The organism is Granulicella arctica (genome assembly GCF_025685605.1).
GTDB classification, from domain to species: Bacteria; Acidobacteriota; Terriglobia; order Terriglobales; family Acidobacteriaceae; genus Edaphobacter; species Edaphobacter arcticus.
Window position 1 is genome coordinate 47,542 of sequence record NZ_JAGTUT010000004.1, and the last position, 23,912, is coordinate 71,453.

Here is a 23,912-nt window from a genome sequence, read left to right on the forward strand (position 1 = left end):
CGTACACAGGTGTGCGCGTGTAGAACATCAGGGCTTTATTCGATGGAGTAGAGACTAGCTACTCATGAGTTCCGAAGGTGGAGTACGAACGCTTTCAGGTCGTCATCCTCGTCGGTAGCGGACTCCCTAACGGGACTCCACGTCGCCTGCGCGCTGTCCAGATCGTTCTGCAATGCCTGGGCGAGGAGGGCAAGATTCTCAAGCATGCCGATGGTATCCGGTGCGGAAATTTCAAGCCGGCCCCTAGTGAGCTTGATGTTTTCTGGCAAATCCCGCAGCATGACGTTGCGCAGGCCCGCAGGCAGGGCGATGCGGAACGGCTTCGGCGCCGGCGGAGCCTCGGCTTCTAGCAGACGATGCCGAAGCGCATTCTCCACCGACTCTGCTGCGATCATCTCGTCGAGGAAAGCGAGCAGGGAAGTGCGCTCCACGAAGTGGGCGCAACCGACCGCCTGGACTTCGCCGATCGCCTTCATGAGACTTTGGGCAGAGGCTCGGCCGATGTCAAAGAGACGCTCGATATCCTTGCGGGCCCAGGTTTCCGTGCGGGATTGGGCGGCTCGCTCGCGGATGGGGTAGAGGTCGCGGGACCACTTGACGGGTCTTGCCATGGGAAAAAGCCTCCAGATCAGCAGTTTCAGGATACCGGGATTACTGGCACGCCTGCTATCTATCGACCGCGAGGGTGGCAGAGATTACCCACGACAATGTCCCTTCTCAGGGGTAAACTTGATTCATGCAGAATCTGCTCGAAACCGACCTTCCGGGTACAAAGGACCCCAATCCGGCGGGGCAGGGAAGTGCATTCGCCCTGACTCCGGCCCAAATGATCCTTCGCCGCATGGTTCTGGACACGGTCCCATCCGCCCACTCGAAGCGGAACTACGCTACGGCCCTCGACCATCTCTTCCGGTTCGCTGCCAGCCAACCTCTCACCCGGGCACTCCTCATGGCGTACCGAGCCAGTATCGAAGAGCTCGCGCCCTCGACCATCAACGTCCGGCTTGCGGCCATGCGCCGGATGGTGACTGAAGCCCAGAGGAACGGGATGCTGGGCGTGGAAGAGGCCGGGCATCTCACCTCGATCCCGAACATCAAGCAGGCCGGAACCCGGATGGGAAACTGGCTGACCCGTGAACAGGCGAAGGAACTCCTCGCCGTACCGGATCGATCAACCTTGAAGGGCAAGCGCGACTACGTCATCCTGGCGTTGCTGATCGGCTGCGCCCTGCGCCGGACGGAGTTGGCGGAGCTCGAGGTCGAGACCATCCAGCAGCGGGAGGGCCGCTGGGTACTGGCCGATCTCGAAGGCAAGGGCCGGCGGATCCGCACCGTCGCGATCCCGATCTGGGTCAAGAAAGGAATCAATGTCTGGCGCGAGGCCGCCGGCATCGAGCAAGGCCGGCTCCTGGTCCGGATCGGCAAGGGTGGCAAGATCCGGGGCGAGACCCTGAGCGACTGGGCCATCTGGTCGGTCGTCGAGCAATCGGCCAAGCAGATCGGGATCGAGCGCTTCGGTGCCCATGATCTTCGCCGGACCTGTGCCAAACTCTGCCGGAAGGGCGGCGGCGATCTCGAGCAGATCAAGTTCCTGCTCGGGCACTCCTCCATCCAGACAACGGAGCGGTATCTTGGCGCCGAGCAGGAGATCGTCGTGGCCGTGAACGACAACCTGGGGCTTTGAGGAGCGAGGGCTCCAGAGGTCGCGGGGCCAGCTGCAAAGCAAGAGTGCTAGCCTAATCAAGTGGAAATCAGTTCTCAACTTCCCTTCGGCTACACGGAACTCCTACAGGACCTCAAAACACGGATAGGAACAGCTCAAGTTCGCGCTGCGTTCGCCGTCAACCGCGAGCTGGTTCTTCTCTATTGGTCGATTGGTAAGGACATTCTTCGACGGCAGGGGAGTGAGGGGTGGGGGACCAGGGTCATCGATCGACTTGCCCGTGATCTCCAGAATGAGTTTCCGGGAGTCGAAGGATTTAGTCCGAGAAGCCTCAAGTACATGCGGTCCTTGGCCGAAGCCTGGCCAGAAGATTCAATAGTGCAACAGCTTATTGCACAATTGCCCTGGGGTCACAATGTCCGCGTGCTCGACCGGGTCAAGGACCGTCCTACTCGGGAATGGTATCTTCGAGCTGCACTCGAACACGGTTGGAGCCAGAACGTTCTGGTGCATATGATCTCAGGGCAACTGCACGCGAGGGAAGGCAAGGCACTTACCAACTTCAGGTTGACTCTTCCTCCGCCCGACTCCGACATGGCGCAACAGATCTTGCGCGATCCCTACAACTTCGACTTCCTCACCCTTGCTGAACCCCTGGCCGAGCGAAAGCTGGAACAAGGTCTTCTCAATCATCTTCGCGATTTGCTCTTGGAGCTTGGTCGCGGCTTTGCATTTGTGGGCAGCCAGGTTCCTCTTATCGTGGATGGGCGCTCCTTCTATGTCGACCTGCTCTTCTACCATGTTCGCCTGCACTGTTATGTCGTGATTGAACTGAAGACAGGAGAGTTCCAGCCAGAATATGCCGGTAAACTCAGCTTCTATATTTCGGCTGTCGACGGAACAATGAGAGCGCCTGGTGACGGTCCGACTATGGGTCTTCTTCTTTGTGAGAGTCGAAGCGGCGCGATCGTGGAATATGCTTTACAAAATTTGAGGCAGCCGATTGGCGTCTCCACCTACCGGGTGACTCGCGAGCTTCCAGAGCCTGTCCGGGAGGAACTACCCAGCGTTGAAGATCTTCTGGAAGTCGTGAGCAGACTTCGTTTGGAAATGGAAACGTTACGGCAGGCGTCTTTTGCTAAGGAATAGGGTTGCTGGAACCCAGGCGGGGTAGTCACGACAATAAGCTGTGCAACAACCTATTGCACAAACCACAGTGAGGGCAACCAGGTTGTGGCTGATCCTCAAACTCGATCCCAGGTAGCCCACTCTCGGCTTGGGCATGTAGCTGGCCTATAGCTCTTCGCGACTCTCGTTGATCCCCTGGGCGCGATCCTCAAGGAAGTCATCCGGAAATCTGTCTTCCTCGAGCGCAGCGAAAAACGCACGCCAGACAACGGGTAACTCGGAAAGGATCAGGTCACCCGTTCGTGGATCACGACAAACGTAGACTTCATCAGCAGACATCTGATACTCGTCAGGGATGATCACGTGCTGCTCCAAGCCCCTCGCAAATACCGTTGTCTTTCCCGTCTGCACCATGATCTTGCCTCTGCTATTCATCATTGCTGTCGAGCAAAGCTGTGTCAAGAAGGGCAATCACAAGTGCTCCTATCGACATTCCTTCGGGTGATTGAGCGAAAGCGCCATTTCTCCGAGGCGTCGCGTGGTGTCCCTAAATGGAGGCGGGGAGGAGACCTCATCCCTCCATTCGCAATGGTTTCAAGCATTTCCAGGGGGAATACAGGTCGATATTCCTTGAGTCTCTGTGAAGATGATCAGGTGAAGCGGGCCATTGCGACACTCTGACGAAAGTCTTTTCCTTGCATCTCGACCTGAACGCACATCTCCTGCAGCCGACTTCTCATCCGTTCGCCAATCCGATCTCCAAGTGTCTCTTCCCGGAGCGCACCACGAATCGGCGTAACCTCCAGGCCACTGCCCAGTGGTCCTGCGTTCGCGTAGTTCGTCGTGATGATCGTGGTTCGGCGGTCGTTGTAGCGAGTGTTCAGAATCAGGCCTACCGTGTCCCAGACCCACTCACTGGGTTTTGCTGCGCCCAGTTCGTCGAGTACCAGCACTTCTGCCTGGAAGATCGGCTCGAGGATGGCGAGCTCTGTGGCTTGTACTTGTTTGTTGTAGCTGTTCTGCACTTGCTTCAAAAGTTCGCGATAGTCGCAGAAGAGTCCAGTTGCTCCGCGTTCTGTGACGAGCTTTCGAAGAATGCCCGTGGCGAGATGCGTCTTGCCGACCCCGATGGAACCAGTGAGAAGCAGCCCGAGGCCACCGGTATCGACCGGGTATCTCTCGACGAAGTCGGTCGCGCGACGATGAGCGGCGGCAATCGTCTTCGTCGCCCCATGGAAGCCGCTCTCAAAATTCTCAAGCGTGCAATGCTCGTACCGGCGTGGAATCCTGGCTCCTGCGACCAGCCGGTCTGCACGTCGTTGGATACGACAGCTGCAATCCCGCATGAAACGGACGCCGTCAGGGTTCTCGAATGCCTGCATGCCTGAGCCACCGCAGATGGTACATGAGTCTGCCATAGCGCCAGTATTTCATTCTGAGGCGGCTTTGTGCTCCCTCCTACTTCATAAAAAATGCAGGATGGAGCCGAGGCTCCGTCCTGGACCGACGAATACTCGTCACCGGTTGCGTCCCAAATGGGATTTGACTCACGATCGAACTCTCTTTGGGCGAGAGCAGGGTTCGAACCTGGCACATAGTGGAGATTGTGGCGTAGGTTGAACAATACGAGCATGGAGATGCAGCTCAACATCCTTGCTGCTTCCTGTGATCTTGGATCGCTTTTGGTCGCGCGAAAAGCTAAGAGGGCTCGATGGAAGGACATGGCGCCCCGGCGGCGAAAAGGAGATGAAAGTACGGCAGTACGCGACGGCATGAAGAAGATACTTGCGGATCTAACTAATCGGCAGAAAAGCTCATTGCCAACAGATTGGCAGGAAAGTCTTGATCCCCAATCCAATCCGCCCTTCTTGTTCTGACGTACACATCATGTCGTGCATTTTCAAGTGGCCCAAAGATGACAGGGCTCAAATCCTTCTTTCGGCTGCGACACATCGGCAGCTCGATCACGGCAGGTACCTCAGTGGAAAACGAGATAGCTCAAGACCTGCGGCTTTCGTTGGACCGTGACGAGATACACCCCTACTTCCAACCACAAGTAAGTCTCCAAACTGGCACGCTAATAGGTTTCGAAGTTCTTGCTCGCTGGCATCATCCTCTTCGTGGGGTCATTCTTCCTTCAGCGTTTATAGCAGTTGCCGAGGACCAGAATCTTATCGGGCGTTTGACCAGAAGTATTCTCTGCAATGCATTTACAGCAATATCCTCGATCCCTGGCAGCTTGCGATTAGCTGTGAACCTGTCTTCCTCGCAGCTCCGCGATCCAGCCTTTCCCGAGGAGCTTCTTCGTATCGCCGATGTGCATGGATTTGCTTTACAGCGCCTTACGATCGAACTGACCGAAAGCGCCCTGCTCGAGAAGCCGGAACTCGCTCTTTCAATCGCCGTTGATCTCAAACGTCTCGGAGTCAGATTGGCTCTTGATGATTTTGGTACTGGCTTCTCCAGCCTCACCAGTCTGCAAACACTGCCTTTTGACGAATTGAAAGTGGATCAGAGCTTTGTCCGTTCGATGCTCTTGCGCCGTGAGTGCAGGAAGATTGTGGCGGCTGTTGTTGGCCTGGGACGCACCCTCAATTTAGTGACAGTTGGAGAAGGCATCGAAAATTACGAGCAGGCTGACATGCTCCTGTGTCTTGGCTGCGAGCTTGGCCAAGGCTTTCTTTATGGAGAAGCTGTACCCGGGATGGAACTGGCTACGACCATTGAAAGCCTCGAGATTCCGGCTCTCGCAAATCGACAGATGCCCTTTGAGGAGAGCAACGTATCCATCTCTCTCGAAGCTCTCCCGTCGCAGCGGCTCGCTCAGTTTAATGCCATTTACGACGGGGCGCCAGTAGGATTGTGTTTTCTGGACTGTAACTTGAGATACGTCAACATCAACCGGCGTCTGGCTGAAATGAATGGCATTCCCGTTCGCTCTCATCTCGGTCGCACCGTAGCTGAGGTGGTCCCGCATATCTTTAGTGAGGCGCAGCCCTATCTGTTGCGTACTCTCCAGGGCGAAGTAATTTCCGGAGTAGAACTGAAGAAGCCAGATCCAAGTGCTTGCGGCGAGTGGAGAACGATTCTCACCTCCTATCAGCCCGCCCGCGACGAGGCGGGCGAAGTCGTGGGAGTTTCGATTGCGGTCATCGACATCACGGAGAGGAAGCGCTCAGATCAGGCTTTGCAGGAAAGTGAAGATCACTACCGCAACATGGTCGACCTTAATCCTCATATACCGTGGACCATGAGCCCAAACGGCGAGAATACGGAGATAAGTCCCCGCTGGGAAGAATTGACAGGATTCTCGCCGGAACGCACAAACCACCTTGGTTGGCTTACCGGGGTCATTCCGGCTGACTTAGAGTTGACCACGCACGTGGTAGAAGACTGTCTACGAAGCGGCGCTCGCATCGACCTTGAGTATCGCGTGCTTAGCAGCAATGGGCTCTGTCACTGGATGCGGTCCCGAGGTGCGCCTTTGCGGAACGCTGCAGGGGACATCATGCGGTGGTATGGCAGTGTCGAACAGGTCGACGATCGGAAGAAAGCAGAAGAAGATCTGCGTGCCAGTGAAGCTCGATTACAAGCAGTCATAGATGCGATTCCCATTGGCATCGTGATCGCCGTAGCACCGACCGGTTGCATCGTCAGCAGAAATCCAGAGGCGGAGAAGATCCTCGAGCAGACGATTCACTTCTCAGCCATCTCAGATTATTCAGAGCGTGTTTCCTATAGCAGGAACGGACGTAGACTCGAAACGGCTGATTTCCCTCTGGCTCGCGCGATCCAGCAAGGTCTCACAACGGAGCCTTTCACGGTGTTCTACGATCCAGGACGAGGAGAGGAGAAATGGATCAGCCTCACCGGGGCTCCAATCTGTGATAAGGAAGGCAAAATCACCGGTGCGGTCGCCACAATCCAGGAACTCACGTGTGATCCTAGAAGCGGAACTCTCGGTTCAGCTTGAAGAACGCAAGCAATTTTCTGCCTTCCGCTTTCTCGAGCGACTCATAGGCACACGTTGCGCACAAACTATCCTAAGAACTCTGACTTAATCTCGTTTCTCAGAGAAGAGAATTTCCAGGTTGTCTGTATCCTTAACATTCTAAGGGGTAAGGACTGTATTCCGATCCCCGTCTTAAATCCAAGAAGCGACGCGAAAGATAGAGGACAGAGTGCCAGATAAGCCTGTTATGAGAACCATAGAGTTGCTTGAAGATTGGCAGCGGAAATGCCGAATAAAGCAAAGAGCCCACAACGTTGAGGCAGGAAGTCTGGTTCGAAGGAATCGACTGATTGGTATTCCGGCAGTGGTACTCTCCGCTGCACTTGGGTCAGGCTTGCTGGGCGCAACACAAACATTGTTAGGTGGTCGCCTGCGAATTTTCGCAGGTATTGCCGGAATAGCTGCCGCAATATTGACCGCGATCCAGATGTCTGCAAACAATTATGGAGCTGCCGAGCGGCATAGAAGCGCGGGCGCTCACTTCGACTCTCTCTCGCGGGAGATCGAGCAATCTCTGGCAATATGCCCGGTGTCCGAAGACATCCCGTTGCAAACCCTTGAAACGATCCGCAAGGAACTTGATTCTCTTTCTGAAAGGGCACCTGCCCTCGCACTGGAACTCTTGGAGGAGCGTCGTTCAGCGTCTGTCTCAGAGGCGAGTCGCGGCCGCCGCTTTGAAGACTCTCCATATAATACGATCACTTCGTAGTATGCGATCGCTGTTCAAGTTGCTTGGGACCGCGTTCTTCTGGCGCCGCTGAATGCAGTCGTTCTGAACTAAAAGCCTCTTAGAAGGGTTTGTGAAAAATCTGATAACAAGCCTGCTATTCAGAATCCGCTGGGCACTCTGAGGCGTAATGATCAGTAGCAAAGACGATGACAGAAGTTGCGCTGTAAATCGAATTTGATGCTGGCTGGATAGTACGTACTACCAGAGTTTTCCTCCGGAACCAAACTCCCTGTTATGCCTAGAAAACAAATTTGTACTGTCCCACCTCAATGAATGGAGAAATTCTGATTCTTGTGTTGATCGCTGTGCTTCTCTTTTGCGGGAGCGCCGGTATGACTGCCGCGCGGTTGCACCTTCGGGGACTCAGGGGTCTGGGATGGCTCAGCCTTTCCTTATCGTTGGGTGGCCTGGGGGTCGTTTTTCTCCTCCAGCCTCACCGCATGCCGCCGCAGACTTCTGTGCTCTTTGCCGAATTATGTATTCTGCTCGCCTTGGTCTTGCTGCACGTCGGTGTCCTTGAGCTCGCGGCAAGTTCCTCACTGATACCAATATTTGGCATTGCGCTTCTCGCCCTTCTCGTCGGTAGCGATCTTTACCGGCTCTACGGCGGCGCCGGCACTCGCTTTTGCATTGCGGTTTTCGGCTTGCTCATTGCCGGGCAGCTGATTGAAACGGCTATTCGCTTACTGTCGATCTCACGACATGGTGGACGGCTGCCGGCGCAGTTTACAGCCTTGGTCCTGCTCGGTGCTGTTGCAACCAATCTAATGCGAAGTGTGAAAGCTATCTTCGGATTGTCATGGGCCCCTAACGTTGCAGTCCAATTGGAAGAGCTAACTGTCATTGCTTACACAGTCGCCATTCTGGGCGTTGCATTTGGGCTCTTCTGGACCTCCACAACCATGCGAGCCTCGGGGTTCGAACACATGGCGAACACTGATTCGCTGACACGCCTGTTCAATCGGAGGATCTTCCTCTTATGGTGTGAAAAGGAGTGGGTGAGAAGTCAAAAGACAGGCGCGTTCTTTTCTATTTTGATGATCGACCTGGACCACTTTAAGAGCATCAACGATACGTTCGGCCATCACGCAGGAGACCTGGCCTTGTGTGCTGCCGTTGAGAAGATCCAAGACGCGATGCGCGGGATCGACGTGATTGGACGATGGGGAGGGGAAGAGTTCGCGGCGCTCCTCCCGGGCGCCAATCTAGAGGCGGCTCATCTGGTTGCTGAGCGGGTTCGGCGCAATATTGAAAAGGTATCCTTGCCTCCCGCCCCGAAGGTGGAGACAAGTGAGCGCCACCCTACTGCAAACCTCACTGCATGCGTTGGCATAGCCACTCACCTGAACGCGTTGGACACGGTACATGCGATGATGCAGCGGGCCGATAAGGCGCTTTATGTGGCGAAGGCAGGTGGTCGTAATCGGATCGCAGGGGAGGCAGTGTGATTCCCGCGCGCTCAGCGTAATCGCCGCTACCCATAATGTATCTCCCTCTGACTTTCGTTCGGCGATCTATAGTGCCATGAAAAATGCTCTTGAAAGTGCGGACACTCGGGAGCGCAGGGACTTGAGGCTAAGTGGCACCATCCTGCATACCAACGCGAGCAGTCCCCGAAAAGCCGATCTTTTAACCTCATTGAATGATGAGGCGAGAACGCTTATGCCAACAATACAAATTGCCGAGACAAGTTACGAAGACCTATCGCCTCTTAGGAGTGCAAGGTAACAAGTGGATGGGCGCTTCGCCCACCCACCCAGGCTGACGGCTACTCGTCGTCGGCTCCGTCGGAAGGATCATCGGCGGCTTCGATCTTCGAGAGCCGCTTCATGCTGATGGCATGGATCTCAGCGATCCGGTGCTTGAATATGACCCCCTCGACATCTTCCTCGACCTCGCGATACTTGAGCTTGCCTTCGAGGGTGATGAGCTGTCCCTTCTGGAGCGTTTTAGCGAACTTCGAAAGATTGCTCCAGGCATAGACGCGATGCCATTCGGTACGGCTCTCGTAGTCGCCCTTGTCGTTCTTCCAGCTCTCCTGGGTTGCGATGTTGAGGGTGACAAACTCTTTGTTGTTCTGAGCGGTTTTGGCTTCTGCGTTCTGTCCGAGGCGGCCGATGAGGATGACTTTGTTGAACATGGTGTTTGGCTCCGTTTCTTCTGGTTTGTGCCGCTGTCTGCGGCACATGCTTATGTAATGGTCCGCCGCTCGTTACAATGTTTGGCGAGTTCAGGAGGTAGGGCCATGCGCATCCACACTGTCGGAATCGACATCGCGAAAACTGTCTTTCACCTCGTTGCCGTCGACGAGACGGGCACCGTTGTAGTCAAGAAGAAGTTCTCTCGACCTCAGCTCCTGGTGTATACGGCAAACCTGAAGGTGGAGGCGATGGGCATGGAGGCCTGTTCAGGCGCACACTTCCTGACCCGCGCTCTCATCGCTCAGGGGCACAACGTAAAGCTAATGCCGGCCGAATATGTTCGGCCCTACGTCAAGTCCAACAAGAACGACTTCATCGATGCAGAGGCGATCGCCGAGGCGGTCCTCCGACCCAACATACGCTTCGTCCCCCTTAAGACAGAGGAACAACTTGATCTGCAGGCGCTTCATCGTGTCCGTGAAAGATGGATTGGACGGAAGGTCGCCCTTACGAATCAGCTCAGAGGATTTCTGCTAGAGAGAGGCCTTCCGGTACGGGTCGGATCTGAGTATTTGCGGAAGGCGTTACCGTCGATCCTCGAAGACGCCGAGAACGGACTAACTCCACGAGCTCGAACTATCCTGTCGACTCTGCGTGAAGAGTGGATGGAGCTGGAGAGCAGAATAGACTCCGTCACAGAAGAGATCGGCCGCATCTCCAGATCGAATGAAGGATGCAAACGCCTGATGGGAGTCCCAGGAATAGGCCCCATCATCTCAACGGCTCTTGTTGCGGCGGTCGGCAATGCCACGGCCTTCAAAAAAGGTCGCGATCTTGCTTCTTGGCTGGGGCTCGTCCCGCGGCAGCATTCCTCAGGAGGCAAAACTAAACTGCTGGGTATCAGCAAACGAGGAAATTTCTACATCCGAAAACTGATGGTAGAAGGATTCGCCTCCACTAACCAAAGCTGGAAGATACAAGCAACAAAGCTGGTGCTCAGCGATGAGGGGCGACCTGGATCATTCCGTATTGTTCCACCGGTAGAAGAAACGGTACCTTACTGCTATGGTTTCTGTCGCAAGATGGATTCATAGCATGTGCTCGATGCGACGGGGAAGCAGGATCGGCTAGATCTCACCAAGAGAATTCCCTGTAAGCTGGCTCTGATGGGTGAACTTTCTTCAGTTCGTGGCTCGGTGGAAGCACTTCTTGAGGATGTGCGGGGACTCATCGTTGATGCACAGCGCCAAACCGCTGCTGCCGTAAACGTTGGCCTGACAGCGCTCTACTGGAGCATCGGCAAACGGATACGCACTGAGGTGCTCCACGACGCTCGTGGTACGTACGGAGAACAGATTGTCGCCATGCTGTCGCGACAATTGGTGGCGGAGTTTGGGCGCGGATACATGGAGAAAACCCTGCGTCGAGCGATTCAGTTTGCGGACGCGTTCCCCGATGAAGCAATTGTCGCCACTTTGTGGCGACAATTAAGTTGGTCTCACTTTCGAGAACTTCTCCCATTAACTCAACCGTTCCAGCGCGAGTTTTATGCAGAGATGTGTTGTATCGAACGGTGGAGCGTACGCACCTTGCATGAGCGGATCGGATCAATGCTTTACGAACGTGCCGCTCTCTCGAAACAGCCTCACTCCCTGATTCGTCAGGAACTCGAGACGCTTCGCGACAAGGGCGAAGTGACTCCTAATCTCCTCCCAAAGGACCCTTATGTCTTAGACTTCCTGGGATCGTCGAACCGCTTCTCGAACGGGATCTCGAAGAAGCCATCCTGCGAGAACTTGAAACGTTTCTTCTGGAGTTGGGAGCAGGCTTCACCTTCGTGGCCCGTCAAAAGCGTATTCAGCTCGACGGTGACGACTTTAAATCGATCTCCTGTTCTACAACCGGCGGCTCAAACGGCTGGCGGTCGTCGAGTTGAAGCAGGATAGCTTTAAACCAGAACATAAGGGCCAGATGGAGCTTTACCTGCGCTGGCTGGCAAGATACGAGCAAGAACCAGGAGAACAGTCTCCTGTAGGCATCATTCTCTGTACTGGCAAGAATACGGAGCAGATAGAACTACTTGAGTTGGGATCTGCAGGCATCCATGTAGCCGAGTATCTTACCGTTTTGCCGCCTCCAGCGATACTTAGACAAAAGCTCCATGGGGCCATAGAAACAGCGCGCATACGTCTCGAAGCCCGAACTGTGCAGAGCGCACGTCCTGAGTAGCGAGACTTTATCTCGGCCTGCGATTCGTTCTGGGCGAAGCTAGAGCCCAACTGGCCGTGTTAAGAGTCGAACGGAAGTATAGCGGAAATTTGATCGTACACATCGATTTTTGCGTGCCTAGAACACTTTGTGAAGACTTCATTATCTTTACGATTCTGACAATCCATCTGTATAGCTTCGACGTAGGTGGTTCAAATGAGCGGGTCGATCTTTCATAATTCTTGAATGCTCTTTGCCCTTGGTTCAGGTCGCCCCGTTCCCGAACAGACGAACTTGCATGGGAGAGCCGCATATGTTAACCACCAAGCCGATCATCGGGCGAGGTCTCGTTATGAGCCTCAGTCTGCTGATGGCAGTACCGCCAGCAGCGTTTGCTTCCAGCCACCGGGAAGCTCCGATCACCGCTCTCGACCATAAGGCCGACATCACCGACTTCTATGCCTTTGTCAGCTACGACCATCCGGACCGGGTGACCTTCATCATGAATGTCGATCCGTTCCTTGAGCCGAGTAATGGACCGAATTACTTCCCATTCGATCCGACTCTGCTTTACCAGATCAAGGTGGACAACAACTTTGACGCGCAAGAAGATATCTCGTTCCGCATCCAGTTCACGACCCAGATCCGTGCCCCACAGGTATTTCAAGCCTATGTAGGTGCCGGTAATGGGATTAATGCCCCAGCGAACTCGCCAGCGCCGGTTGCTCCTGGAACGCCGATCGTGCCTCCCGCGATCACATCGCTCACGGGTGCTGGCTCGGCGGGTATCAACGAACTACAAACGTATACGGTGCAGATGGTGAAGAACGGCCGGACGATCAACCTGACCAAGCCTGACGGATCGGATCTGATCGCGGTTCCGAGCAATGTGGGTCCGCGCACCATGCCGAATTACACGGCGCTGGCGCAGCAGGGCATTTATCAACTGCAAGGTGCGGGTGGTGCAAGCGACATTCGCATCTTCGCGGGTACGGTTGCCGATCCGTTTTACATCGATCTTGGCGCGTCGTTTGACAGCCTCAACTTCCGTACAAGTGCTGGCGGCGGGGTGCTTTCGGCGGCGGCGGACGCGGACGATCATCTGAACATCGCTCCTAACTCGGTGTCGGGCTTCAATGTGAACACGATTGCGATTGAAGTGCCAATCAGCATGCTGACCAGCGATGGCCAGACGCACCCGGCGACCGACCCGAAGGCGACGATCGGTTCGTGGGGGACTACTTCGCGACACGAATTCACGATTCGTCGTTCACCCCAGCAGGAGCTGGATTTTGGAAATTTCTATCAAGTTCAGCGGCTGGCGAATCCGCTGATCAACGAACTGTTGATTGGAACGGGATCGAAGGACCGCTGGAGCCAGGAGCAGCCGAAGAACGATGCACAGTTTGCGGCGTACGATCTTGATCCTCTGCTGGCACGGGTGTTCAACGCGGTGTACGGGATTGCCGTTCCGACTCCGCCGCGGACGGATCTGCTGCCGCTGGTGACGTATGCGGCTCCTATTGCTGCTCCAGGGACGCCTACCGGGCCTGTGGCTGACCTGCTGCGCCTGAACACGGGTGTGGCACCGACGGCCTACCAGAATCGCAAACGGCTCGGTCTGCTAGCGGGTGACGGCGCTGGCTTTCCGAATGGACGTCGGGTGACGGATGACGTGCTCGACATCGCGGCGCGAGCCGTCGCTGGTGCGTTTGCGGGTGCCAAGTATTCCTATCCTATCGGCGACGGAGTCAACTCTGCGGACGTACCGACGCAGGAGACGTTCCCGTACATCCACTACGCGTACAGTGGACGCGACAGCCGTCATATCGATGTGGGTGAGACGGGCTGCGGTGAACAACCGACACTATCGACCAGTGTAGGAGCGGCACCGACCAACCAGGGCGGTAATGCAATTTGCGCTGTGCAGTAGGTGAACGAGTCACATCTAACGGGGCCCTCGCACTCTTTCGAGGGCCCTTTCTTCATGAGCAGAGTCGAAGAGTGGGTTTCTTGGGCAGAAAGAGGTCAGTCATGAAGTATCTGCAGGCATTAGTAGTTGTACTTTCGGCCAGTCTTTCGGCGAGCAGCACCTGTGTTGCACAAACCTCGGCGGTTGCCGAGCGTGGCATACAGGCGGGTAGGGCTGTAACGGCGACGCCGGCGCAGGAGCGGATTGCGGCAGCCAAGCGGCAACTGCAGATTGATCCAAAAAAGGTGCAGTCCTACAACTCGCTAGCAACTGCCTATGTGCGTCGAGCGCGGGAGACGGATGATCCGAAGTATCTAATAGAGGGGGAGAAGGCCCTGGCGCAGGGGTTCGCGCAGGATGCGAAGGATTTTCAACTGCAGAAAACGGAGATTGCGCTGCTGCTGGCCGAGCAGCGGTATACGCAGGCTCGCGAGAAGGCGGCGGCACTGAACAAGCGTGTACCAGACGATGTGATGACCTATGGCTACCTGGCTGAAGCGGACATTGCGCTGGGAAGCTATGCGGAGGCGGAGCACGAGGCACAGTGGATGCTGAACCTGTTGCCGGGCAATGTTCCGGGGCTGCTGCTGGCGGCCCGACTAAGAGTGCTGTATGGCGATCCTGAAGGAGCGCTGCAGGCGTTGAATATGGCGTTCGGGGAGACGTCGCCGACAGAGTTCGAAGAGGAGGCGTGGATTGCGAACCAGATCGCAAGGGTGCAGATCGATTCGGGTAAGGTCGATGCGGCGGCTTCGATTCTAGGCAAGACGGAGCAGATTTTTCCAGGGTATCCAACTACGCTTGCAAACCTAGCGCGGGTGCGGATGGCACAGAAGCGACCAGGGGATGCGGTGGCGTCGCTGTTGGAAGCGATTGCCACGAGTCCCGATGCGGCACTGCTGTATGAGCTTGGTAAGGCTCAGCGAGCAGCGGGCCATGGTGAGGAGGCGCGAGCGACTGATTCGGCTTTTCTGAAGGCCGCAAAGCATGCGGAGCCAGAGGACGATGTCGTCAGGCGCGACGAGGCCATGCTGCTGGCGAGCGACCCGGCAACAGCCAAGGACGCGATGAATATCGTGATGGGCCAGATGACGGTGCGGGCGGACGTGTGGTCGCTAGATGCGTGCGCGTGGGTGCTTTATGCAAACGGAAAGTACACGGAGGCGGATTCGACGATCAAACGTGCGCTGGCGGTGGGGATCGCCGATGCGGTGATATACGACCACGCCGGGCACATCGCGCAGAAGTTGGGGAATGAAGATGAGGCGGCAAAAGACTTCGATCTATCGCTGAAGGCAAGTCCGGTGTCGGAGGTGGCGTTGGATGCACGGGCTTCGCTGGGTGCGGGCACGGTCGTCGCGAGTGCGCTTGCTTCTTCTGCTCCGATTGCGGATGCCTCAGAGCCTTCTTCTCAAGTTATTCAGCCAGTGTTCACTTCGGTGGCAATTAACAAGACTACGCCGACTGTATTTTCCCCGGTGCCCGTTGCGTATTTGACACCTCGTCAGACGGATACGGATCGAGTGGTCCGAACGGCACAGGAGGTGGTGGCGCATGCGCCGAAAGATTCGAAGGGGTATGCATCGCTGGGTGCAGCCTACTTTCAGCGGGCTCGGGAGACAGGTGACGTGAGCGATTACCAGAGGTCGGAGGAGGCGCTGAACAAGTCGCTGGATCTGGTATCGGCTGATTTTTCGGCGGACGCGGCGTTGCAGACAATGGCGGAGGTCTGCATGGGCGAGCACCGGTTTGCGGATGCGTTGACGTTCTCACAGAAGGCACTGGCGCTCGGCTCGGGAGACGTGTCACCGTTCGCCATTGTGGGGGATGCGTATGCAGATATGGGAGAGTATGCAAAGGCGGGGGAGGCGTATGCCAGGCTGACCCCTAAGGAGATGACGCTGTCGCCACGAGCGGCGTATGCGCGAGACAGCAGGCTCTCCTATCTGAGCTTTATTGCAGGAGACACTCCGAAGGCTATTGCCCAGATGAAGGTTGCGGTAGGGGAGGGGAGCGTGGCCCAGTTGCCGGCCGAGAACCTCGCGTGGCTCTACTACGAGCTAGGCGAGTATGAGATACAGGCGGGAGATATCGCAACAGCGGATGCGGCGTACCTGCAGGCGCTGGAGATTCACCCGGGGGACTATAGAGCAATGGCGGGGCTCGCGAAACTGCGGGCAAACCAGGGTCGACATGCCGAGGCTATCGTGTTCTACCAAAAGGCAATCGCCGTGGTGCCAATGCCGATCTTCATCGCGGAACTGGGTGACCTATATGCGAAGGCAGGGAATCAGGCGGAGGCGAAGAAGCAGTATCAGCTAGTGGAGTACATCGGGTTGCTGGGGCATATTAACCAGGTTCTTCACAATCGCGACCTGGCGTTGTTCTATGCGGACCACGATGTGAAGCTGAGTGAGTCGTTGGAACTTGCTCAGAGAGAGCTGGAAGTTCGGCATGATGTATATACCTACGATGCACTGGCTTGGTCGCTGTACAAGAACCGCAGGTATGGGGAGGCTGCGAAGGCGAGTGAGGAGGCGCTTCAATTCGGCACAAAGGATGCTCTCCTGGTGTTCCATGCGGCGATGATCGCCGAGAAGATGGGGCAGCCGGAGAAGGCAAAGGACAGGTTCCGAGAGGCGCTGGCGATCAATCCCCACTTTCACGTGATTGATGCACCGATCGCTCAGCAGCAACTCGCGTTGCTGGAGACGCAGGCATCCAATGGTGCAAATGAGATCCATGCACACTAAAAGGATTTGCTTGATGTTGGCGGTGCTGCTGACGCTGATATGTCCGCAGATTGCATCAGCGCACCCAATGGGCAACTTCAGCGTGAATCATTACTCGAAGATCACACTCGAAGAGAAGCTTGTGCGCGTGCAGTACGTGATCGACCTCGCGGAGATCCCTGCGTACCAGGAGTTACTGCAAGGCAACATCACAGCGGTGGCGGATGACCCGGCGGTGAAGAGGTTTGTGGCCGCGCGAGGGGCGGAGCTCGGGCGCGGATTGAGCCTGACGCTGAATGGAAAGTCGCTTGTACTTCATCTACGGTCGAGCAGCGTGATCTTTCCGCCGGGTGCGGGTGGGCTGCCGACGATGAAAATGGGCTTTATTTACGAGACAGATTATCCTCCTGGTACTTCGGACCGTCCGCATGCCGCGTTGCATTATGTGGATGGGAACTATGCAGGTCATTCCGGGTGGAAGGAGATTGTGGCAGTTGCGGGTGCGGGTGCTCCATCGCTGCTGAAGAGTTCGGTACCAGCGGTCAGCCGGAGTGGCGCGCTTGAGAACTATCCAACCGACTTGCTCAGCAGTCCGCCGCAAGATTTGGACGCTGCGCTGGAGGTCGAGCTACCACTTATTGTGACGGCTAAGACTCCAACTCCGGCTGCTATGTCGAAGACGGCTCCTGCTTTGGCTCAGCACAATCAGGTTCAGCCAGCGACTGTGGCGAAGGAGGCCAGGACTCCGGCTGTTGCATCGATGCCTGCTCCTGCGGAGGTGTCGGCTGTACCGCTGAGGGCCAATCAGCAGAAGACGCCCCGCAACCGGTTTACGGAGCTGATTACGGAGCAGCGGCTCAGTCCGTGGTTCCTGTTTACGGCAGCGCTGATTGCAATGGGGCTAGGGGCGCTCCACGCGCTTGAGCCGGGACACGGGAAGACGATTGTGGCGGCATATCTCGTGGGGTCGCGCGGAACGGCTCGGCACGCGGTGTTGCTGGGGATGATTGTGACAGCCTCGCACACGGCGGGTGTGTTTGGGCTGGGCGCAATTACGCTGTATGCGTCGCGGTATATCGTGCCGGAACAGCTCTATCCATGGCTCGGAGTGCTGTCGGGAATCACGATTGCAGGACTTGGCTTCTACATGCTGTTGCGGAGGCTGACGGGTACCGCGACTGATCATTCGCACCTGGATGAGGACGGCGGATCGTACGCACATTGGTTCTCCAAGAATCCTCCCAAGACGACTGCCCTGGACGGTGAAGTTCTGCCAGACCTGAATACAATCCAGGTTCCTGTCGCAAAGCGGCCGGTGAGCATGACACAGTTGTTTACGCTGGGCATTACGGGCGGGATCATACCGTGTCCGGCGGCGCTGATCGTGCTGTTAAGCGCATTTGCGCTGCACCGGATCGGGCTCGGATTTTTCCTGATCGTGATGTTCAGCGTCGGGCTGGCAGCCGTGTTGATCGGTTTCGGCATGGCGATGGTGTATGCGCGGCGATTCATGACAATGCTGCAGGTCGACGGGCCGCTGACAAAGCGTTGGCTTCCAGTGGCTTCGTCGACGTTCATCACGATACTTGGGCTGGTAATTACAGGGCAAGCGCTGATCGCGGCGCATATCAACCTGCATGGGCTGACGAAGGAGAAGCTTGGGCCGGTATTGTTTGTGTCGGGGCTGGGTCTGATCCTGGGGATGCGGCACTCGACCGATGCGGACCACGTGGTGGCGATTTCGACGATAGTGAGCAAGCAGCGGAGTATACGGAACGCAGCGCTGATCGGGTCTGTTTGGGGACTGGGGCATACGATCACGATCTTTATCGTGGGGTCACTGATCATCTTGTTCGGAGTGGAAATACCTCCGCGGGTGGGGCTGTCGATGGAGTTCAGCGTAGCAGTCATGCTGATCCTGCTCGGAATTCTAAATTTGACCGGGGTGATGCAGAGAATCACAGTGCGGTTTGTAAAGACGCCTAGGATCGAAACGCCGGTGTTAGGAGGAAGGATGTTTCAAGGAGCGATTGAGCGGCTGGGGCTATACCAGTTCCTCAGGCCACTGGTGATTGGGCTGGTGCACGGACTGGCGGGATCGGCGGCAGTCGCCTTACTGGTGCTGACGACGATCCACAATCCGATCTGGGCAACGGTTTACCTGTTGATCTTCGGCGCGGGGACGATGGTCGGCATGATGTTCATGACCGCGGCGATGGCGGTCCCGCTCACTTATGCGGGAAACCGTTCCGGTCAACTGAGCCGCTATTTCGGAGTGGCTTCCGGGCTGGTGAGTCTATGTTTCGGGACGTTCCTGGTGTACCAGCTTGGATATGTGAGTGGATTATTTACAAGTCACCCGCAGTGGACGCCGCGGTAGAGCTACTAACGAGGTCGTGCCTCCAGTGGCAGTGGACCGGGTATGGACATGAAGAAACAAATCTCATCCTTACTGGAAGCGGCAGAGTACTTTATGACTTCTGCTATCTGAGCTGAAGGAGCAAACCTAAGTTGTTGCTTCCATTGCTTCACCAACCCGCCAGCGTCTTCCTGAAATATAGGAAGTGGACGAAGGGCCTTACAGGATTCAAGGTGCCATTTGGATTACGCGTCAATCGGACGATCCTTCTTGTAGCGATAGCTTGTGTTCTGGGCTTTGAAGTTCCGATCTTCGTCATCGCGCAGGAACGGACTTCGGTCTCCGATAGCGATCATTCTTTGTCTCAGCTATCAGGAACGGTTCTTGATACCTCTAGTACTTTGTTGGCAGGGGCAACGGTGCAGATACGGAGTACGAATGGCGCTGTAAAGATTACGACACAGACCAATAGGAACGGATCCTTTGTTGTCATAGGGCTTCCGATCGGTGGTTATAGGCTTGTTGTGACAAAACCTGATTTCGAATCCAAAGAGGTCGTCGTCAACATTACAACTCCAGGAATTCAACCGCAGCTACGCGTCTCTCTCACAATAGGCGCCGTGAATACAACCGTTGACGTTCAGGGCCGCGAGGACGACCTTACCGGGATAGCTTCTTCCGCGACTCAGGGGATAGTGGGCGCAAGCGAAATCCGGGATCGCCCTATTCTTCGTTCTGGCGAAGTGCTTGAGGCAGTCCCTGGGGTCATCATCACGCAGCACGCTGGAGGCGGTAAGGCAAACCAGTATTTTCTGCGTGGCTTCAATCTCGACCATGGTACGGATTTTGCAGTCTTTATTGACGACATGCCCTTGAACCTGCCCTCACACGCGCATGGCGAAGGATATGCTGACATGAACACTGTCATACCCGAGTTTGTTCAGCGTGTGAATTACGAGAAAGGACCGTATTACGCCGACGTCGGCAACTATAGCTCGGCTGGATCGGCCCATCTGGGATTCTTCAAAATGCTGCCCCGGAATTTCGTTCAGGTAGAAGGCGGCATGTACGGCTACGGGCGGGCCGTCTTCGGGGTATCGCAACGGCTAGGCTCAGGGAACCTGCTGTACGGCGCAGAAGCCTATCACGATGACGGCCCGTGGACGCATCCGGACAACTACTACAAGTTCAACGATTTCGTTACCTATAGCCGGGGAGGCGAAGGCGAAGGTAGCAGCATTACGGCCCGCGGCTATCGTGGGCGATGGAATTCAAGCGATCAAATTCCTATCACGGCTGTGCCGCTCGCTGGCTTCTTCGGCACGCTCAACCCCACCGACGGCGGTCAATCCCAGCGCTACAGCCTGCAAGCGGAATGGCACCGCCAGAACTCGGCTTCTGAAACGAAGGTCAGCACCTACGGGTTCTATTACGATCTGGACCTGTTCTCTGATTTCACTTACTTCCTGACCGATCCCAATCACGGTGACCAATTCGAGCAGCATGACAGGCGCTGGGCTGCTGGGATCGACGCGCGTCACAGAGTCTCCAGCCGATGGTTTGGCCGCATGACGGAAAACACTTTCGGTCTCCAGATCCGCAACGACTGGATTAAGAACGGCCTCTTCCAATCACAAAAACGACTATGGGTCGATAAAACTGATTCCTCCACCGGCAACACCTTGCCGGCAACTACGGAAGCGGATCGCTTCACAGATACGCAGCCAGGGTTCTATCTAGAAAACAAGATTCAGTGGGCAAAGAGGCTTCGTTCCGTCATTGCTCTCCGTGGCGACGTAGACTACTTCGCCGTGACCAGTCTGGTGACTGCGATCAACTCTGGAAGCGCAATCAAGATGTTGCCCAGCCCTAAGGCGAGTTTGATCTTTGGTCCATGGTCTAACACAGAGCTTTATGCACAGGCCGGGTTTAGTTTTCATAGCAACGACGGGCGTGGCGCGACCCAAACGGTGGAGCCTATCTCAGCGGACAATCCTTACCCCAACACAGTTGTTCGAAGGATCCCTGCCCTAATCCCAACCAAGGGCGGTGAAGTCGGTTTGCGTACGACAACCATTCCACACCTTCAAAGCACCGTTTCCATTTGGTACCTCCATAGTGCCTCTGAGCTGCAACAATCCGGCGATACGGGGGACACAGTCGCTTCTCAACAATCGAGTGATCGTTATGGAGTCGAGCTAGCCAATTTTTTTACACCTCTTAAGCACATTGCCTTCGACTTCGACCTTGCTGAATCAAAGGCCCTCTTCTCAACTCTCGACGACAGAGATGCTGCGCCAGCTACTCCGGGTGGCAGGCGGGTACCCGAAGCGGTCGGCTTGGTAATTTCTTCAGGTGCCACACTGCACGATTATCGTGGCTTCACTGCAAGCTTACGTCTACGATACTTTGGCCCGCGTGACCTGACCTCCGACGGAGTGTACCGATCGCAGGCGACAGCGTTGCTCAACGGGGAGATTGGCTATCAGTTCAATGACAAGTGGCGCATCGCAGGCGAAGGGCTCAACTTGTTAAATCGGCGCGACCACGATATCGACTACGCCTATTCCTCTCGGATAACGCCAACGGCAAACTCGGCGTTCACCGACGTGTTCCACCCGGTAGAACCTGCACAGGTGCGATTTGCACTAGTCAGAACTTTTAAGTGAATGATCCCTGCAGGGTTCTATTAGGCAAATTCGCAACGCATTGATCGAAGGACACCTGCCGCTCGAATCGTGTTAAGGCTGGCGAATATCCTGGAGCAGCTGAGGTAATCGCTGAGCTTCTAGTAGACCAAGCTTCTTCGTCCACTCGTCTGAAAGCCGGATTAAAGTACTTCCCGGCCCTTGATCCGACAACTCAATGGAACTGCCGCGTCAAAAGGAAATGCCGTCAGCTCTAGATATACGTGTTCGTCATAAAACAGTTCCTGATACACATGGACCTGCTGACCGCTGGCATCGTCCTTCTCAGACTTTAGGCTGGATCGGGTGCTTATGGTGGATTTCTCTCATCCGAGTAATAAAAGACTTGAGACCCATTCTTTGATGAATGCGCAGCATCAGGGTTGTTATTCTGCCAATATTTAGGCGAGGACGAAAGTTAGGAAAGTGGATGAGCCTTTCGGCTCATCCACCCAGCCGACGACTACTCGTCGCCGGCTCCGTCCAAAGGATCATCGGCGGCTTCGATCTTCGAGAGCCGCTTCATGCTGATGGCATGGATCTCCGCGATCCGGTGTTTGAACGTAACCCCCTCGACGTCTTCTTCGACCTCGCGATACTTGAGCTTGCCTTCGAGGGTGATGAGTTGACCCTTCTGGAGAGTGCTGGCGAACTTCGAGAGATGGCTCCAGGCATAGACGCGATGCCATTCGGTACGGTTCTCGTAGTCGCCCCTGTCGTTCTTCCAGCTCTCCTGGGTGGCCAGGCTGAGGGTGACGTACTCTTTGCTGTTCTGAGCGGTTTTGGCTTCTGCGTTCTGTCCGAGGCGGCCGATGAGGATGACTTTGTTGAACATGGTGTTTGGCTCCGTTTTCTTTCTGGTTTGTGCCGCTGTCTGCGGTACATGCTTGCCCAACGGGTGTGCCGTCGCGACCCACTCCCTCGGCGACTGGACGGAATCTGTGGAAGGGGACCCAAGCTTGCCTTGGGGCAGGAGTCCACACCTCGCAGAGGCGCGCAAGCGGGTTTCGGGAAGGAGAGCGTGCGTCCGAAGGGCGTGGGTGTTCTGAGCGCGGCACGCTGAACGCAGACAGACAGGTCAAACCGGAAGGGAGCCGGCCTGTTCGATGGTTTGTTCCTCATGGACGGGAGATCGCAGAAGCCTGGTCAGGGCAGGGAAGAGTGACCCCAGCTACGCCAATGCTGGAAGATACAAGGGCGACGCAGTACCGGATGGCTTAGCGGCTTGCCCAGTCTCTCGCCTTCGTCATGGTTCTCCGGATGTAGGCAGCTCGTTTCGAAGGACTGGGATCGCGGGAGAGATAGTCGTCCTCAAGGGCACGTTCGATCCGAGTTTCTTCCATGCCGTTTGCAAACGCGGCAACACAGAAGGCGATGTCTGCGGCGGCGGGGCGGTCGTTGTACTTGCTGGAGGTACGGAAGCGCTCCAAAGACAAGTTCGATAACCTCGGTCCCCTTTGGGGAGAAAGAGAAGCCTGCAGGCGTCGTGCCTCACGTTCCTGCTCGCGGGCTTCGTAGAGCGCTGTGATCTCCTGCACGAAGGCTTCGGCCATCGGGTACTGCTTGCCGGTGTGACTCCGCAGCTGCACGAAAGGGAAGAGCCCATCGGGTCTCTTGTATTTGGGCTTGCAGTTGGTAAAGCCCGGAAGCCGTCCAAACCGTCGCCAGTCCGCTGCGCTTGGATCGGCGTTGTAGCGAGCCGCCAACATCTGCGCGGCGAAGGTCCCGATCAGCTTTGGAAAAACCGCCGGGTGCTTGAGCCAAGCCTGGAAGTTGCCGGCACTGGTCTCGACGACGGCGCACGGAGTGAAGCCGTCGGCCGTGAGCTTCGCGAGCGAGATCGCGGAGAGATCGTCGAGCACGGTGTAGCGATGCTCTCCGGACGGCTTGAGTAGCACTAAGAGCCGAGAGCCCGTATGTTTGGGGTGAGGATGTTTGTCCCCACGCCGTTGGCGGCGTGGGGTGCCTGAGTCTGAAACAGCATTCTGTCCAGCATGTGGCCGCTCGACGCGGTCTATCGGATCGCTTAAATCAACACTTCGTCCACTGAGATAACAGAAGCGATGATGGCGCCGAGTGTTTGCACTGTGTAGCAACCACGATAGTTTCACATCCTAGATGTCCCAACATAACGTTGCTACCTGCCATGATTTAGTAGAACAGCGCGCGGTTTGTCATGCGCCCACCGTTAGCTCCCTCGTAGCCTTCGGCACTGCGCGGACTACTCACGGGCACTGGCAATATTTCTCTTGTGCATTGACTCTGTTAGACGTACTCTGT

The 23,912-nt window shown here is 56.0% G+C and carries 18 protein-coding genes and 1 pseudogene; 13 read left to right on the plus strand and 6 right to left on the minus strand.

From position 1 onward, the window contains the following. Positions 1 to 62: 62 nt before the first annotated feature. Positions 63 to 611 carry a hypothetical protein gene (locus OHL20_RS23675; protein WP_263385785.1) on the minus strand — a complete coding sequence of 183 codons (549 nt, stop codon included), beginning with the start codon at positions 609 to 611 and terminating at the stop codon, positions 63 to 65. 125 nt (positions 612 to 736) lie between these two features. Here OHL20_RS23675 and OHL20_RS23680 point away from each other — a divergent pair, with 125 nt between their 5' ends. Then, complete coding sequence (locus OHL20_RS23680) at positions 737 to 1,684, plus strand: tyrosine-type recombinase/integrase (protein ID WP_263385786.1); 948 nt, start codon at positions 737 to 739, stop codon at positions 1,682 to 1,684. Between the two features lie 60 nt (positions 1,685 to 1,744). Further along, positions 1,745 to 2,812 (plus strand): PDDEXK nuclease domain-containing protein, encoded by a 1,068-nt coding sequence (locus OHL20_RS23685; protein ID WP_263385787.1) that lies wholly within the window; start codon positions 1,745 to 1,747, stop codon positions 2,810 to 2,812. Positions 2,813 to 2,956: 144 nt separating this feature from the next. Here the strand turns inward: OHL20_RS23685 and OHL20_RS23690 are convergent, their stop codons facing one another. Further along, positions 2,957 to 3,229 (minus strand): antitoxin, encoded by a 273-nt coding sequence (locus OHL20_RS23690; protein WP_263385788.1) that lies wholly within the window; start codon positions 3,227 to 3,229, stop codon positions 2,957 to 2,959. A gap of 212 nt (positions 3,230 to 3,441) precedes the next feature. Beyond that, positions 3,442 to 4,209: an ATP-binding protein gene (locus OHL20_RS23695; protein ID WP_263385789.1), complete on the minus strand. Its 768-nt coding sequence runs from the start codon at positions 4,207 to 4,209 to the stop codon at positions 3,442 to 3,444. A 563-nt stretch (positions 4,210 to 4,772) separates the two neighbouring features. On the opposite strand from OHL20_RS23695, the gene OHL20_RS23700 reads away from it, so the two are divergent. From OHL20_RS23700 to OHL20_RS23710, 3 genes are all read left to right on the plus strand, one after another. Then, positions 4,773 to 6,764: an EAL domain-containing protein gene (locus OHL20_RS23700; protein WP_263385828.1), complete on the plus strand. Its 1,992-nt coding sequence runs from the start codon at positions 4,773 to 4,775 to the stop codon at positions 6,762 to 6,764. 226 nt (positions 6,765 to 6,990) lie between these two features. Beyond that, a complete protein-coding gene (locus OHL20_RS23705) occupies positions 6,991 to 7,512 on the plus strand; it encodes an SLATT domain-containing protein (protein WP_263385790.1) in 522 nt (173 codons plus the stop codon). Positions 7,513 to 7,991: 479 nt separating this feature from the next. After that, positions 7,992 to 8,981, plus strand: a complete 990-nt coding sequence (locus OHL20_RS23710) for a GGDEF domain-containing protein (protein ID WP_263385791.1) — start codon at positions 7,992 to 7,994, stop codon at positions 8,979 to 8,981. 320 nt (positions 8,982 to 9,301) lie between these two features. On the opposite strand, the gene OHL20_RS23715 is transcribed toward OHL20_RS23710, so the two are convergent. Continuing rightward, positions 9,302 to 9,673: a single-stranded DNA-binding protein gene (locus tag OHL20_RS23715; RefSeq protein ID WP_263385792.1), complete on the minus strand. Its 372-nt coding sequence runs from the start codon at positions 9,671 to 9,673 to the stop codon at positions 9,302 to 9,304. A gap of 105 nt (positions 9,674 to 9,778) precedes the next feature. Here OHL20_RS23715 and OHL20_RS23720 point away from each other — a divergent pair, with 105 nt between their 5' ends. The 8 genes and pseudogenes from OHL20_RS23720 to OHL20_RS23745 all read left to right on the plus strand — a co-directional run bounded on the left by OHL20_RS23720 (position 9,779) and on the right by OHL20_RS23745 (position 21,614). Beyond that, positions 9,779 to 10,768 (plus strand): IS110 family RNA-guided transposase, encoded by a 990-nt coding sequence (locus tag OHL20_RS23720; RefSeq protein WP_263385793.1) that lies wholly within the window; start codon positions 9,779 to 9,781, stop codon positions 10,766 to 10,768. A 72-nt stretch (positions 10,769 to 10,840) separates the two neighbouring features. Further along, a complete protein-coding gene (locus OHL20_RS25460) occupies positions 10,841 to 11,620 on the plus strand; it encodes a DUF1016 N-terminal domain-containing protein (protein ID WP_263385794.1) in 780 nt (259 codons plus the stop codon). Further along, positions 11,607 to 11,903: a PDDEXK nuclease domain-containing protein gene (locus OHL20_RS25395; protein ID WP_396272868.1), complete on the plus strand. Its 297-nt coding sequence runs from the start codon at positions 11,607 to 11,609 to the stop codon at positions 11,901 to 11,903. Before OHL20_RS25460 ends, OHL20_RS25395 begins: the two co-directional genes overlap by 14 nt. Positions 11,904 to 12,195: 292 nt before the next feature. Beyond that, positions 12,196 to 13,815 carry a DUF4331 domain-containing protein gene (locus tag OHL20_RS23730; protein WP_263385795.1) on the plus strand — a complete coding sequence of 540 codons (1,620 nt, stop codon included), beginning with the start codon at positions 12,196 to 12,198 and terminating at the stop codon, positions 13,813 to 13,815. A 101-nt stretch (positions 13,816 to 13,916) separates the two neighbouring features. Next, positions 13,917 to 16,607, plus strand: a complete 2,691-nt coding sequence (locus tag OHL20_RS23735; RefSeq protein WP_263385796.1) for a tetratricopeptide repeat protein — start codon at positions 13,917 to 13,919, stop codon at positions 16,605 to 16,607. Continuing rightward, on the plus strand, positions 16,597 to 18,966 hold the full coding sequence (locus tag OHL20_RS23740; RefSeq protein ID WP_263385797.1) for a HoxN/HupN/NixA family nickel/cobalt transporter: 2,370 nt from the start codon (positions 16,597 to 16,599) through the stop codon (positions 18,964 to 18,966). Before OHL20_RS23735 ends, OHL20_RS23740 begins: the two co-directional genes overlap by 11 nt. A 338-nt stretch (positions 18,967 to 19,304) precedes the next feature. Continuing rightward, positions 19,305 to 19,511: pseudogene (locus OHL20_RS25400) on the plus strand (carboxypeptidase-like regulatory domain-containing protein); the annotation flags it as partial. A 129-nt stretch (positions 19,512 to 19,640) separates the two neighbouring features. Further along, positions 19,641 to 21,614, plus strand: coding sequence for a TonB-dependent receptor (locus OHL20_RS23745; protein WP_396272882.1), 1,974 nt, complete (start codon positions 19,641 to 19,643; stop codon positions 21,612 to 21,614). A gap of 481 nt (positions 21,615 to 22,095) precedes the next feature. Here OHL20_RS23745 and OHL20_RS23750 read toward each other — a convergent pair whose 3' ends face one another. Continuing rightward, the gene (locus OHL20_RS23750; RefSeq protein ID WP_263385799.1) at positions 22,096 to 22,467 is read right to left on the minus strand and encodes a single-stranded DNA-binding protein; all 372 of its coding nucleotides are present in this window, start codon (positions 22,465 to 22,467) and stop codon (positions 22,096 to 22,098) included. A 382-nt stretch (positions 22,468 to 22,849) separates the two neighbouring features. After that, positions 22,850 to 23,530: a RepB family DNA primase gene (locus OHL20_RS23755; protein ID WP_263385800.1), complete on the minus strand. Its 681-nt coding sequence runs from the start codon at positions 23,528 to 23,530 to the stop codon at positions 22,850 to 22,852. Positions 23,531 to 23,912: the final 382 nt, after the last annotated feature.